15 protein-coding genes are annotated in these 14,484 nt (G+C 35.0%); 9 read left to right on the forward strand and 6 right to left on the reverse strand.

The genetic code is table 11. The features are described from left to right. The first annotated feature begins 29 nt into the window (after positions 1 to 29). The 7 genes from carA to AC6EI0_RS01365 all read left to right on the forward strand — a co-directional run bounded on the left by carA (position 30) and on the right by AC6EI0_RS01365 (position 8,803). Positions 30 to 1,184 (forward strand): glutamine-hydrolyzing carbamoyl-phosphate synthase small subunit, encoded by a 1,155-nt coding sequence (gene carA / locus AC6EI0_RS01335; RefSeq protein WP_498522728.1) that lies wholly within the window; start codon positions 30 to 32, stop codon positions 1,182 to 1,184. Between the two features lie 51 nt (positions 1,185 to 1,235). After that, positions 1,236 to 1,601 (forward strand): STAS domain-containing protein, encoded by a 366-nt coding sequence (locus AC6EI0_RS01340; RefSeq protein WP_498521595.1) that lies wholly within the window; start codon positions 1,236 to 1,238, stop codon positions 1,599 to 1,601. Continuing rightward, positions 1,598 to 1,996, forward strand: a complete 399-nt coding sequence (locus AC6EI0_RS01345; RefSeq protein WP_498522729.1) for a Mini-ribonuclease 3 — start codon at positions 1,598 to 1,600, stop codon at positions 1,994 to 1,996. The genes AC6EI0_RS01340 and AC6EI0_RS01345 overlap by 4 nt, the downstream gene beginning before the upstream one ends. Positions 1,997 to 2,013: 17 nt before the next feature. Continuing rightward, positions 2,014 to 3,264 carry a 23S rRNA (guanosine(2251)-2'-O)-methyltransferase RlmB gene (rlmB, locus tag AC6EI0_RS01350; protein WP_498522730.1) on the forward strand — a complete coding sequence of 417 codons (1,251 nt, stop codon included), beginning with the start codon at positions 2,014 to 2,016 and terminating at the stop codon, positions 3,262 to 3,264. Between the two features lie 227 nt (positions 3,265 to 3,491). Further along, positions 3,492 to 3,722: a DUF1816 domain-containing protein gene (locus AC6EI0_RS01355; RefSeq protein ID WP_498462645.1), complete on the forward strand. Its 231-nt coding sequence runs from the start codon at positions 3,492 to 3,494 to the stop codon at positions 3,720 to 3,722. Between the two features lie 30 nt (positions 3,723 to 3,752). Then, complete coding sequence (gatA, locus tag AC6EI0_RS01360) at positions 3,753 to 5,213, forward strand: Asp-tRNA(Asn)/Glu-tRNA(Gln) amidotransferase subunit GatA (RefSeq protein ID WP_498522731.1); 1,461 nt, start codon at positions 3,753 to 3,755, stop codon at positions 5,211 to 5,213. A 71-nt stretch (positions 5,214 to 5,284) separates the two neighbouring features. Continuing rightward, entirely contained in the window at positions 5,285 to 8,803 is a 3,519-nt protein-coding gene (locus tag AC6EI0_RS01365) for a DNA polymerase III subunit alpha (protein WP_498522732.1), read from the forward strand. A gap of 9 nt (positions 8,804 to 8,812) precedes the next feature. Here the strand turns inward: AC6EI0_RS01365 and AC6EI0_RS01370 are convergent, their stop codons facing one another. From AC6EI0_RS01370 to AC6EI0_RS01390, 5 genes are read right to left on the reverse strand one after another with little or no spacing between them, the layout of a single operon-like run. After that, a complete protein-coding gene (locus AC6EI0_RS01370; RefSeq protein ID WP_498522733.1) occupies positions 8,813 to 9,253 on the reverse strand; it encodes a photosystem II biosynthesis protein in 441 nt (146 codons plus the stop codon). 27 nt (positions 9,254 to 9,280) lie between these two features. Further along, positions 9,281 to 9,550: a 30S ribosomal protein S15 gene (rpsO, locus tag AC6EI0_RS01375; protein ID WP_269610248.1), complete on the reverse strand. Its 270-nt coding sequence runs from the start codon at positions 9,548 to 9,550 to the stop codon at positions 9,281 to 9,283. A gap of 51 nt (positions 9,551 to 9,601) precedes the next feature. Continuing rightward, positions 9,602 to 10,276: a Holliday junction branch migration protein RuvA gene (ruvA, locus tag AC6EI0_RS01380; protein WP_498522734.1), complete on the reverse strand. Its 675-nt coding sequence runs from the start codon at positions 10,274 to 10,276 to the stop codon at positions 9,602 to 9,604. Positions 10,277 to 10,313: 37 nt separating this feature from the next. Next, positions 10,314 to 10,700 (reverse strand): cAMP phosphodiesterase, encoded by a 387-nt coding sequence (locus AC6EI0_RS01385; RefSeq protein WP_498522735.1) that lies wholly within the window; start codon positions 10,698 to 10,700, stop codon positions 10,314 to 10,316. Continuing rightward, positions 10,697 to 11,599: a DMT family transporter gene (locus tag AC6EI0_RS01390; RefSeq protein ID WP_498522736.1), complete on the reverse strand. Its 903-nt coding sequence runs from the start codon at positions 11,597 to 11,599 to the stop codon at positions 10,697 to 10,699. Before AC6EI0_RS01390 ends, AC6EI0_RS01385 begins: the two co-directional genes overlap by 4 nt. Positions 11,600 to 11,647: 48 nt before the next feature. Here AC6EI0_RS01390 and dnaG point away from each other — a divergent pair, with 48 nt between their 5' ends. After that, positions 11,648 to 13,675, forward strand: a complete 2,028-nt coding sequence (gene dnaG / locus AC6EI0_RS01395; protein WP_498522737.1) for a DNA primase — start codon at positions 11,648 to 11,650, stop codon at positions 13,673 to 13,675. Between the two features lie 22 nt (positions 13,676 to 13,697). Beyond that, positions 13,698 to 13,997 (forward strand): hypothetical protein, encoded by a 300-nt coding sequence (locus tag AC6EI0_RS01400; RefSeq protein WP_498522738.1) that lies wholly within the window; start codon positions 13,698 to 13,700, stop codon positions 13,995 to 13,997. A 13-nt stretch (positions 13,998 to 14,010) separates the two neighbouring features. On the opposite strand, the gene AC6EI0_RS01405 is transcribed toward AC6EI0_RS01400, so the two are convergent. Then, positions 14,011 to 14,469 carry a DUF8637 domain-containing protein gene (locus AC6EI0_RS01405; RefSeq protein WP_498522739.1) on the reverse strand — a complete coding sequence of 153 codons (459 nt, stop codon included), beginning with the start codon at positions 14,467 to 14,469 and terminating at the stop codon, positions 14,011 to 14,013. Positions 14,470 to 14,484: the final 15 nt, after the last annotated feature.

The raw sequence follows: 14,484 nt of genomic DNA on the forward strand, positions 1-14,484 counted from the left end.
TTCTTTTAACCTCATAAATTCTATTACTTATGTTTATTGATACTGATTGCTCTGCAATATTATTATTAGAGGATGGCACCTATTTTGAAGGAATATCTTTTGGTGCAGTAGGAACTATTTCTGGAGAAGTGGTATTCAATACTGGTATGACAGGATATCAGGAGGTTATAACTGATCCAAGCTATTATGGACAACTAATTACATTTACGTACCCAGAGATCGGCAATACAGGAGTTAATTCTGAGGATAATGAATCAGCACATCCTTCTGTAAAGGGTGTTATTACTAGACAAATATCAACTACTTCTAGTAACTGGAGGCATGAAAATTTGTTTGAGAAATGGTTGAAGGACGAAAATGTTATTGGAATTCATAGTGTAGATACAAGAGCCCTAGTAAGGCATCTCAGAGAGTCTGGTTCTTTGAATGGAATCATCTCATCAGAGTCCAACCTTTCGATTGCCGAGTTGTTTTCAATTTTAAAAAAATCACCCTCTATGAGCGGTTTAAATCTTGTAGATAAAGTAACAACTAAGAACACTTATAAGGTTAATTCATCTTGTCTTGTTTCATTCGATAAGAGGATTAAAAATATAAAAAACAAACCATATAATATTGTGGCTATAGATTTTGGAATAAAGCAATCGATTTTGGATCGATTAGTAGCTCACGGTTGTGAAGTGACTGTGTTGCCATCAAATTCTTCAATTTCCGACGTTTTATCTTTGTCTCCTGAGGGTGTTTTCCTTTCCAATGGCCCTGGTGATCCATCCTCAGTTGATTGTGGTATTGAACTTGCTAAGAAATTAATTGAATACGAAAAACTTCCTGTTTTTGGAATCTGTTTAGGGCATCAAATTCTAGGATTGGCTCTTGGTGGGAAAACTTTTAAACTTTCCTATGGACACAGAGGACTGAATCACCCGTGTGGATTGAATGGAAAAGTTGAAATTACAAGTCAAAATCATGGCTTTGCTCTTAATTCTGAATCTTTAAATTCCGAAAAAGTAAAAATTACCCGATTCAATTTAAATGACCAAACAGTCGCTGCTATTTCAGTAATAGATAGGCCTTTCTTTGGTGTGCAATATCACCCTGAGGCAAGCCCTGGCCCTCATGACGCTGATCACCATTTTAATCATTTCGTAACCTTAATAGAAGAACGACGAAGAATCGTGGATTAATTTGGTTTCTATCACTACACTTCCATCAAGAAGTCATAGGGGACTAATCCCATAGCTGAATTACAACGACTTACTGTTTCTCTTAGAGGTGGTCACAACCAGCAAAATGGTTGTTTGGTGTTAAATTTCACTGGTCAACTGGATGCCTATTCAGAGAAGCAATTCACTACATATATCAATGAAGTTTTAGGTTCAAATCAGCTATCAGTAGTTATTGATTTAACCAATATTGATTTCATTGATTCTTGTGGACTAGGGGCAATGGTTCAAGCTGCTAAAAAATGTTCTCAATCGAAAAGAGCCTTTAATGTTGTAGGGAACCCGCGAGTTATTCAAACGATTAAACTTGTTCGCCTAGAAGAATTCCTACATTTAGTACCAGATTTGAATACTGCAATTAGTAAGTTATCAGCTTGACTAATTGGATTCGCTCTTGCAAATCATCCATTTCTCCTGATGGATTGGGCCCTTTGCAACTTGCCTGGCTAGGGGATGCAGTATGGGAGATGCATCAAAGGTTGCGATATTGCAGTAGTCCAATGCGATCAAAGGATCTTCATAATGCTGTCGTCAAAGAGGTAAATGCATCCAGTCAAGCCAGGGCAATTAGAGAAATAGAGCCATACCTTACTGATATTGAAAAGGATTTTCTTAGAAAAGGCAGAAATAAGGCTGGGAGAGGTCCTAAAAATGTAGATGCAGCCACATATGCAATTGCTACCGGATTTGAGACTATTGTTGGATGGTTGTTTTTAAAAAATCCAAACCGGCTTGCAGATTTATTTGATCTTCTTGATCGACCTATTAACTAGAAAATAGTTCTTATAAAATGAGTTATCGTTTCAATAAAGACAATAGTAATTCCAAAAACTCTTCATTTGATAAACGAAGTGGTGATTATTATCGTCAGGATAAAGATGCTAAGAAATCAAACTTTAAAGATCGCAGAAGAACAAATAATAAAATTAATCGTCTTCCCTCCGATCAAGTAAATCAATATTCTTCAGATAAAGAATCTTCTGAACGATCAAGAAGTAGTCATCAGTCAAACTATACATTCAAAGGATCTAATCGATTTGAGAGAAAATCGACTAACTCGTCATACAGAAATCAAAATACTCAAGAAAATAACAGTTACCGAGGATCTAACCGATTCGAGAGAAAATCGGCTAACCCCTCATACGGAAATCAAAATACTCGTGGAACTTATAATTCTAGAAGAGTCGAAAATAAAGACCCACTTTCATATTCGGAAAGTTTTACCAAAACTTTAAGTGATGATTTGATTTGGGGTCGTCATTCAACCGAGGCAGCTCTTTTGGCTGGCAGAGCAATTCATAGAATTTGGTGTACCTCAGAATTACGCAGTTCTCCAAAGTTTTTTCAGCTTCTCAAAGATTCGAAAGCTTCTGGGGTCTTGGTTGAAGAAGTTTCTTGGTCCAGGCTTGGTCAACTTACTAATGGAGCAGTTCATCAAGGGATAGTTTTACAAATTGCCGCATCAAAAACACATGATTTGAAAAATTTAATTGATGCATGCAAAGCTTTTGGAGATTCATCATTGCTTCTAGCTTTAGATGGGTTAACTGATCCTCAGAATCTTGGGGCAATAATTCGATCAGCAGAGGCCTTAGGTGCTCAAGGTTTAATACTTCCTCAAAGACGCAGTGCTGGTTTAACTGGATCAGTGGCAAAAGTTGCTGCCGGAGCTTTGGAACATCTTCCTGTGGCAAGAGTTGTAAATTTAAATAGGGCTTTGGAGAAATTGAAAGATGCAGGTTATACCGTAGTGGGCCTCGCAGAGGAAGGACCTTCAACTTTGTCTGAAATTAAATACCAAGGGCCATTAGTAGTAGTAGTTGGGTCTGAAGATAAAGGAATTTCCCTAATAACGAGAAGGTTATGTGATCAGTTGGCAAGGATTCCTCTTAAAGGAGTGACTACAAGCCTCAATGCATCAGTTGCTACTTCTATTTTCTTATATGAAGTAGCTAGATCAAGATGGATGCGAACACTATCAGGACAAGACCCATCACCTAGATTACAAAAACCTCAGATTTCTAATGAAACTAATAACTAATAACTTTTATTTTAATCTTGAAAAGGAGAAAATATTTTTTATAGTTTTACTATAATTTTTAATACTTCATTATCAAATTATATATCTAATTACATTACCCACAGCTTTTTATATTCAATATTTTTTTGCTTCTAATAAATGTTTCATCATCAAGTGAACATAATATTCCTTTTTTCTTTGATAAAAATCACGTTAAGAAACTATAATAAATTAAACGCAGTCTACTTATGGGTCCCATTAGGGCTCTTCGAAGCTTAGGTAATAGTTTTGGCTTGGCCTGGTGGGCCAAGGTTGAGACAATTCAACCTGAGGTAACTTATTGGTTTGGTCCATTTCTTACTCGTCGCAGCTTGAAAGTCAGATTAAATGGATTTGTCGAAGATCTTTCTGCAGAGTCACCTCAGAAAATAAGTCATAGTTTAATTAGGTGTCGCCGTAATGAGCCTCTAACGTCATAAGCTTAAAAATATTTTTTTCATAATTTAATAATGACTTTTGCAGACTTACGCCAGAAATTGAAAAGTGGTGAAGTCTCATGCAAAGAGCTTGTTCAAGAAAAAATAAATCGAATAAAGAAATTAGATACAACTCTGAATTCCTTTCTAACGGTTAATGTCGATCAGGCATTAAGTAATGCTGACCATGTAGATAAACAAATTGCCTCTGGCGATTCGCTCCCGATTTTATCGGGTATACCATTGGCCATCAAAGATAACCTTTGTACTAAAGGCATTAAAACAACTTGCGCAAGCAAGATTCTTGGTAATTTTGTTCCCCCATATGAGTCAACAGTCACCAAAAGGCTTTTGAAAGCTGGAGCAATAATGATAGGCAAGACAAATATGGATGAATTTGCTATGGGGAGTTCTACAGAAACCTCTGCATTTGGTCCTACTTTAAATCCATGGAACATAACAAAAGTTCCTGGAGGTAGCTCTGGAGGTAGCGCGGCTTCTGTTGCTGCTGGATTGTGTTATGGCTCACTTGGTTCAGATACTGGTGGTTCAATTCGACAACCAGCAGCATTTTGCGGGGTGGTTGGAATGAAACCAACTTATGGGCGCGTGAGTCGATGGGGATTAATAGCTTTTGCAAGCTCTTTAGATCAGGTTGGTCCATTTGCAAATAACGTTGTAGATGCAGCTGAAATTTTGCAAGTAATTTCTGGTAAAGATGAGTTTGATTCAACTACTGTTGATATTCCTGTTCCCAATTATTTAGAAACCCTTTCTAAGTCAATTAAGGGTCTGAAAATAGGTTTGATTGACAACTGCTTTGATCATGAAGGTTTGGCGACTGATGTTAAGGAATCTGTTCTTGCATCTGCCTCGCTGCTTGAAAACTTAGGTGCCGAGATTATCAGTGTTTCTTGCCCTCGCTTTAATGATGGAATTGCCACCTATTACGTTATTGCCCCATCTGAAGCTTCAGCGAATTTAGCTAGATATGACGGTGTCAAATATGGATTCCGCACTGATGATGAACAATCTCTTATAGAAATGACCTCCAAAAGTCGAGCGCTTGGTTTTGGAAGTGAAGTTAAACGAAGAATTCTTATAGGTACTTATGCTCTTTCTGCAGGTTATGTCGATGCTTACTACAAGAAAGCTCAGCAAGTTCGAACTTTGATACGTAGAGACTTTGACGATGCTTTCAAAAAAGTAGATATTTTGTTGGCTCCCACGGCCCCCACTACTGCTTTTGGCTCTGGAGAAAATATTGACAATCCGATGGCAATGTATTTATCAGATTTATTAACTATTCCAGCAAATCTGGCTGGGTTACCAGCTATTAGCTTGCCATGCGGGTTTGATAAATCTGGTCTTCCAATAGGATTACAGCTAATAGGTAATGTTTTTGAAGAAGCTAAGCTGCTTCAAGTCGCTAGTCAATTTGAAGACGCTGCTGCGGTTTATAAAAATAGACCTAAGACGGATTTCACGTTATAAAGATTAAACCACTTTATGTGGATTATATAATTGTCGCTACACTACATGCAGCGTAGCTCTGTAGGATATTAATGTCTTTTGTTCCAATACATAATCATAGTGATTACAGCCTTCTTGATGGAGCTAGTCAACTCCCTTTGATGGTACAAAGGGCAAAGGAATTGGGTATGCCAGCTTTAGCCCTTACCGATCATGGGGTAATGTATGGAGCTATTGAATTATTGAAGTTATGTAAGGCAGCAAATATAAAGCCAATTATTGGCAATGAGATGTACGTCATTAACGGTTCAATTGATGACCCTCAACCCAAAAAGGAGAAAAGATATCATCTTGTGGTTGTTGCGAAAAACCAGATAGGTTATGAAAATCTAGTAAAATTAACAACCCTTAGTCATTTGAATGGTGTAAGGGGAAGAGGTATATTTTCAAGGCCATGCATAGATAAGGCTTTATTTAAAAAATATAGTGAGGGTTTAATTTGTTCAACAGCTTGTCTAGGCGGTGAAATTCCACAAGCGATATTAAAAGGTAGAAATGATGTAGCTAGGGAAGTAGCTTCTTGGTATAAAGAAATTTTGGGTGATGATTTTTACCTAGAAATTCAAGACCATGGATCCATTGAAGATAGAATTGTTAATAGTGAAATAGTCAAAATATCTAAAGAACTTGATATCCAAATCATTGCTACCAATGACGCACATTATCTATCAAAGAACGATATTGAAGCGCATGACGCACTGATTTGTGTCTTGACTGGAAAATTAATTAGTGATCATAAAAGATTAAGATATACAGGTACAGAATATATTAAATCTGAGGAGGAAATGAGATGTTTATTTACTGATCATTTAGACAAGAATATAATTAATAGTGCAATAGAAAATACAGTTAAACTATCAGACAAGGTTGAAGAATATAAGATATTAGGCACTTATAAGATGCCAAATTTTCCTATACCTAATGGATATAAACCAATCGAATATCTTAAAGAGATAACTATCAATGGTTTGAGAGAAATATTAGATATTTCAGAATTTAATAATTTCCCAAATGTTTACAAGGAAAGACTTGAGTATGAGCTAAAAGTTATTGAACAAATGGGTTTCCCCACATATTTTCTTGTTGTCTGGGATTATATAAGATTTGCAAGAGAACAAAATATTCCTGTAGGTCCTGGTAGAGGATCAGCAGCAGGCTCTCTAGTGGCTTTTTCTCTTCACATAACTAATATTGATCCAGTTGAAAATGGGTTGTTATTTGAAAGATTTCTCAATCCTGAGAGGAAGTCTATGCCTGATATTGACACTGACTTTTGTATTGAAAGACGTGGAGAAGTTATCGATTATGTTACTAATAAGTATGGTGAAGACAAAGTTGCACAGATAATTACATTTAACAGAATGACATCTAAGGCTGTTTTGAAAGATGTTGCTCGTGTACTTGATATTCCCTATGGAGATGCAGATCGTTTGGCGAAATTAATTCCAGTTGTAAGGGGTAAACCTGCAAAATTGTCATCAATGATTTCAAAGGAATCGCCAAATAAGGAATTCTATGAAAAATACAACAATGATTCAAAAGTAAAGAAATGGGTTGATATGGCAATGAGGATAGAAGGAACAAATAAGACTTTTGGTGTGCATGCAGCAGGTGTAGTTATAGCGGCTAATTCACTTGATAATTTAGTTCCTCTTCAACGAAATAATGATGGACAAATAATCACTCAATATTTTATGGAAGATATTGAATCACTTGGCCTTTTGAAGATGGACTTTTTAGGACTTAGAAATCTTACAATGATAGAAAAGACAATTAATTTAGTTGAGAAATCAATTGGTGAGAGATTAGATCCTGATTCATTGCCTTTTACAGATGAAAAAACATTTGAATTACTTTCTAGGGGCGATTTAGAAGGAATCTTTCAACTTGAATCTAGTGGAATGAGACAAATAGTAAAAGATCTAAAGCCATCATCTCTGGAGGATATTTCTTCAATTCTTGCGCTTTACCGTCCTGGTCCTCTTGATGCAGGATTAATTCCTAAATTTATAAATAGAAAACATGGTAAGGAAAGTATTGATTTTCAGCATCAATCACTTGAACCTATTTTAAGTGAAACTTATGGAATCATGGTCTATCAAGAGCAGATCATGAAGATCGCTCAGGATTTAGCAGGATATTCGCTTGGTCAAGCAGATTTATTAAGAAGGGCAATGGGGAAGAAAAAAGTATCCGAAATGCAGCGTCATAGAACTCTTTTTGTTGATGGGGCAGTTAAGAATGGAGTTTCTGCCATTGTTGCTGAACAGTTATTTGATCAAATGGTTTTATTTGCTGAATATTGCTTTAACAAAAGTCATTCAACTGCTTATGGAGCGGTTACCTATCAAACTGCTTATTTGAAAGCACATTATCCTGTCGCCTACATGGCGGCATTACTTACTGTTAATGCTGGCTCGGCTGACAAGGTTCAAAGATACATTTCTAACTGTAATTCAATGGGCATAAATGTAATGCCACCAAATATAAATACCTCTGGGGTTGATTTTACTCCAAATGAAAATTCAATTCTTTTTGGTTTTTCAGCTGTTAAAAATTTGGGTGATGGTGCAATTAGAAAAATTATTACCTCTAGAGATGAAGATGGCGAATTTAGTTCATTAGCAGAATTCTGTGACCGAATTTCCCTGAGTGCTATTAACCGAAGAGGACTTGAGGCTTTGATACATTCAGGAGCTCTTGATTGTCTTGAAGAAAATGCAAATCGCGGTCAGCTTATTGCTGATTTGGATTTAACTATTGAATGGGCTTCTTCAAGGGCAAAAGATAGAATTAGCGGCCAAGGAAACCTTTTTGATCTCTCATCTTCGATAAATAATGAATCATCATCGACTGATGATTATTCATCTGCTCCAAAGGCAAATCCAGTTAAAGAGTACCCTCCCTCAGAGAAGCTTAAATTAGAAAAAGAGCATGTTGGCTTCTATCTATCCGATCATCCTTTGAAGCAACTTTCAGAACCTGCGAAATTGATTGCTCCAATCAGCCTTGGCTCTTTAGAAGAACAGAAGGATAAGTCAAAGGTTAGTGTAATAGCAATGATTCCAGAGATGAGACAAGTCACAACTAGAAAAGGTGACAGAATGGCGATTATTCAACTAGAGGATTTAACTGGTTCTTGTGAAGCGGTTGTCTTCCCCAAAAGTTATGAAAGATTGTCTGATCATTTGATGGTTGAATCTAGATTATTGATTTGGGGCAGCGTCGATAGGAGAGATGAAAATGTTCAATTGATTATTGATGATTGTCGTGAAATTGATGATTTAAGATTTCTTTTGATAGATCTACGCCCTGAACAAGCTGCTGATATCAATGTTCAGCATAAATTAAGAGAATGTCTTTCAAATATTAGACCCGCTAGAAATGAATTAGGCGTTCGTATCCCCGTCGTAGCCTGCCTTAAGGACAATGACAATACTAGGTATGTAAGGTTAGGCGATCAATTCTGTGTAAAAGATACTGACTTGGCTTTAGATTCTTTGTCTAAGAATTCCTTTATGGCGAGAACAAGTCAAAGTCTTGTAATTTAAATTTTTTTTTTAACTAGTAATATCTTTTTGACTTGTTTTGAATGCGTCTTTCATCCTATTGATGTTTGGTTTTATATTTTCAAAACCAAGAAAACTTCCTGGATTAAAATCCCAACTCGCAGAGAGTATTCCATAACTTAATCCTAATAAGCCAATGAGAAAACATATCGCTGAACTGACTAGAGTGAGTGTTGGAGATATATCAGCAATACCTTTGCTTATTAAAAAATAACTTCCAATAAAAACTCCCATACCACTTAATGTTGGAATACCTGTTGTAAAAGCTATTCTCCTTGCCATTCTATTTGCAACATAGCTTGGAATGCTTGAATTCTTATTAGTACTTTTTGAAGATTTCTTTGAAACTATTTTTGGAGCTGAGTTATTACTGGAGAATCCTATTTTTACTTCTTTAGGTTGTTCCTTTTTGTTTTTTTTTTCAGCTTTCATTAGCTTCTAGAAATCCAATACAACTCATTATCCTCTAATTGCTAATTTTTCAATAAGCTCTGTATATCTTTTTTCACTTTTAGTCCGTACATAACCTAAAAGTCTTTTACGCTGACCAATCATTTTAAGCAATCCTTGTCTTGAGGAGAAATCATGTATGTTCCCCTGAAGATGTTTGCTTAATTTTGAGATTCTTGTTGTAAGCATCGCCACTTGGACTTCTACTGAACCCGTATCAGTTGGGTGTACTTGATGTGTGTTGATTAGCTTTTGTTTCTCTTCTGTGCCTAGTGACATTTGATTTAGCTTTTCTAGCTTTCGAAGTCTAATTTAATCCCTAGCCTTCTATCAAGTACTCTTTTCACTCAATTTCATAAGAATCTCTTTGAGATGTTTATCCATTAGCTTTGCTTTCTCTTCTGATGATAGAGAGTTGAGTAATAAAGAATTTTCTTTTTCGTTGGTTGTTATGATTTTTATTGAATTTTTTATTTCATTATCAACATAGCCAAGTGAATTCAGAATTAGATATATTTCATCAATATATTTAGAAAACTGATTAGGCTCTTTGTCTTTTTTATTGTTATGATTTGTTTCATTACTATCTATAAATCTATGAAGTTTGTTTCTTAGCTCAACTATTAATCTCTCTGCGATACGTTTACCTATTCCTTGAGTTTTTGTTAATAAATTAGATTCTTTATTTTCTATTGCATTAACTAATTGAAAAACTTCAAAGTCATCTAACATCGCTATTCCAATTTGGGGACCTACACCATTTACACTGATGATTTCTCTAAATAAATCTCTTTGATTAACCTTTATAAAACCATATAAGCTTGTACCATCTTCACGATCTATTTGGTGAATCCATAATTCAATCTCATTAAAGACTTCAACATCTTCTAAGTGTTTTGGTAATACTTGTATTTCATAACCAATGCCACCAACATTTAGTACAAGACCTTTTTTGGTGGATGTTTTCCACTTATGTACTATTTCACCTTTTAACCAACTAATCATTATTTATTCTGATTAAGTTCCTGCAAAAGTTTAAAACTCAACCACCATCAATTTGACATCCAACCATTGATCCACCTACTAAACCAGCAGGGATTGCCCACCAACGATCTTTACCTCTGGATATTGCTGTAGCTAAGCCAGCGCCTAAAATACCACCTGCGACTTTGCCTTCAGAGCAATCATTGTTATCAAATTCACTTTTTTTGTTTGTTGAGCCAATACCTGGGCAGGGGACTTCAACCGTTTCCTCCCATTTTTTTACATATCCAGGATCCTTTCTTGTTCCTGGAACATATTCTTCTCTATATTCGTTTCTCGTACAAGTTCTACTTGAGGAGTAACCTCTCTGATAATTATCTGCAAGAATCGATGTTGATCCAGTGCAAATAAGAAATATCGAAAAAATCATTGATTTATATTTCATATTTTTGTTTGCGAGGTTTTGGATGCACTAATAATAGTGGAAATTAGTACACAAAAACCACCCAAGTAAATTGAACTTGTTATTGATTCTTGGAAAATTAATATTCCCCATATACTTGCAAAGATAACCTGTGAATAATTTAATGAGGTTGCTTGGCCAGCTGGTAGTAGTCTTAAACCTTCCGTTATACAGAGTTGACCAATTTGTGTGAAAACACCAATACCTGCTATCCAAAACCATTCTGCTCCGGTTGGTAATACAAAATCATTAATGATAAAAGGAATAGATAAGGGGATAGAAACCAAAGGAAAGTAGTAAATAATTACAAGTGGGTGTTCTTTATATGAAAGTTTTCTTACACATATATATGCTAATGATGTCATCAAAGCGCCTAATATTGCAATGATTAGTGCTAATGTTGTTTCTTGAATATTACTATTGGAGTTGAATTCTGGTTGACTAACTAAAAGAATTCCTATCCAACCAATAATGATTGAATAAACTATTCTCTTTAATATAAATTCTTTTAAAAATATGTATGCACATATCACTGTAAACGTAGGGTAAGTGTATTGAATTACTGTTGCTGTTGCTATTGGTAATATTGTTAAGGCCTTGAATATACAAAATAATGCTGCTGTTCCTAACAAACCCCTTATAATTAATAATCTTTTCTGATATCCCCAGGGGTTGATTTTATTTTTATATAAGAAAAATCTTGTTATTATTATACTTATGCTAGCCCTAGCAAAAACAAGTTCTGAAATAGGGATCCTCCCTCCAATCGCTTTAACGCATACACTCATAAGGCTAAATGCTAGGCCACTTCCTATTAAAAATTTGATCCCTTCTAGATTCTTTCCAATATTAAATTCACTTCTAAGTTTTTTTTCTCTCAATTCCTAAATCTCTTAACTAAATATTTAATCATCAATTAAAATTATCATATGGCTTCTGCTCGACTACATCCTAGGACAATTGAGTCTGTAAAAGAGCGTGTAGATATTGTTGATGTAATTGGTGAACATGTTGTTTTAAAGAAAAAAGGTAAAGAATATGTTGGAATATGTCCTTTTCATGATGATAGTAAGCCTTCAATGTCAGTTATCCCTGCTAAGCAATTTTATTATTGCTTTTCATGTGGAGCTGGTGGAAATGCCATTAAATTTTTAATGGAGTTTCAGAGACAAAGTTTTAGTGATGTTGTTCTTGAGCTGGCTAAAAAATATCAAGTGCCAATCGATACAGTTGAAGGACCGCAACAAGAAAGACTAAAGCAACAGATCTCACGTAGAGATACGCTTTATCGTGTTTTGAAACTTGCTACAGGTTGGTTTAGAAATCAATTAAACTCTACCAGTGGAGAAAATGCTCTTAATTATCTTAAAAATAAACGTCACTTGAGTGATGGTACTTTAATCAATTTTGAGCTTGGTTTTGCCCCAGATAATTGGGATTCATTACTCCAATATTTTGTAGATATAGAAAAAGTCAGTGTTGAGGTCCTTGAATCTGCTGGTCTAATCGTACCTCGAAAGGGTGGTAATGGTTTTTATGATCGATTTCGTAATCGTATTATTATTCCCATACATGATAGGCAAAAAAGAGTTATAGGTTTTGGAGGAAGAAGTCTTGATGGGTCAGAGCCTAAGTATTTAAATTCACCTGAGACTGAAATCTTTGAAAAAGGAAAAAATCTTTTTGGTTTAGATAAATCAGCTATTTCAATTAGGAAAAAAGATTATGCAGTTGTAGTTGAAGGATATTTTGATGTGATGGCACTTCATGATTCTGGTATTACAAATGTTGTCGCCTCGTTGGGAACCGCATTAAGTAGCAATCAAATAACGCTGCTATCTCGTTCTACCGATAGTAAAAAAATTCTTTTTAATTTTGATTCAGATAATGCTGGAATTCGAGCGGCTAATCGCGCTATTAGTGAGGTTGAAAATCTTGCTATTCAAGGTCAGCTAGATTTAAGAGTTCTTCAATTGCCTTTAGGTAAAGATCCAGATGAGTTTCTCAAGGATAATTCACCCTCTGAGTATGAAGCATTAGCAGCCAAATCACCTCTTTGGATGGATTGGCAAATAGATCAATCATTGAAGGATTTAGATTTAAATAAATCAGATCAATTTCAGGAAGCTGTTAGAACTTTAGTAAGTCTTCTTGGCAAACTACCTCAAACAGCGATCAGAACCCATTATCTACAGAAGGTCGCTCAGCGACTTAGTGGAGGTCAAGCTAGATTCGCTCTACAACTAGAGGAAGATTTACGTAATCAAATTAGTGGTCAAAGATGGCATGGTCGTTCTAAAAAGTATGAAAAACCTCAAGAAGTTAGTCTAAGAGAAAGAAGCGAAGCAGATATACTCTTTAGTTATATTCACTGTCCTAATTATCGATCTTATATTCGTTATGAATTGCGATTAAGAGAATTAGACGATTTTGCAATTAATCATCATCGAGCGATATGGTCAACCATATGTAATATTGAGGAGAATAAGTTTGGTTCTGAAACTGTTGAGAAGATAAATCGTTCTAATGATTCAAATAATATTCTAGCCGATGTCGATTTAATTAAAAACTTGTTAGATAACTTCCTCGTTAGTAACAATGAACATCTTCCTAAACTTACTCCCTTACTAGAGGCTGATGAACTTCGTTTGGCAACACTAACCGATCCCGAATCGCTCATTCGTGGATCACTAGCTGCTCTTGAAAAACAAAAATCTTTAAAACGTTGCAGACATCTAATTGAAGCCTGGAGTTCTCAACGATTACAAACTCTGGAGAAGTGTATTGCCTCTCTTATTGTCCAGGAATCTTCTAATCCTAGTAATTCATCTGATATGGAAAAGAAAGTGATTAGCATGTTTGAAGAGTTAAATAATGATGCTATAAATTTTCAGCAACTTTATTACGCTGAAAGGAAACATATATTAAGTTTAGATCAACAGCGATGTTACAAATAATTTTCTATATTTATATTTAACTGTGCTAAATTCCTCTTCTTTTAATTTAGATGAATGTTCTTTATCTAATGATCTATGGCCAGACTTTATTAATAAAATTGGTTTCATAAAAGCAAAATTAGCTATACGTCAGTCTCTCGATCTTCAGAGAATGCAGGGATCTAATTTAACTATACCTGTCCTTTTTCTTGATACATGTGGAACGGCCCTGGTTGATGCCAATGCTGTTAAGACTTATATTGGTTTTTCTTATTTGGATCCAGGAATGGTTTTGATTTTCAGTGGTAAAACAAAAGCTATTCAACTACTTAGAGAAAATTAATTTTATTCAACTACTATAAACAATATTTTTTAAATTCTTTTACTACTAACTTTGGTTTATTTTCTAATATATATGCTTGTCTTTCTTTCTCTTCCTCGCCGGATATTCTTATAGATTCCTTTAAAGCTTTTATCTTTGAGGGACTTATTGATAGCTTTTGATCTATGTTTAATAACTTTCCATCATTGCATTCTTGTGCAACATGAACAGCTTCATGTCTTAAAGCTTTTTTTATATGTAATGCTGTCCTTTCAAAAGTATCCTTATCTTTCTTTCTTAAATTCGTATACCCCTCTCTTTTCTTGGCATTATTGGTGCAAATTATAAGTACTTTCTTCCTCTTATTTAGGAAACCTACATAGTTATTACTTGCTAAGCATAGTTGTGTATTCTCTGTTGTTTTGTAACCAGCTTGTTCAACTAACTTTACTATTTCTAGTTCTGCTCTATCTAAAAAATCTACGAATTCCATTATTCTTTTAATGCT

The organism is Prochlorococcus sp. G5PB11 (assembly GCF_059772425.1).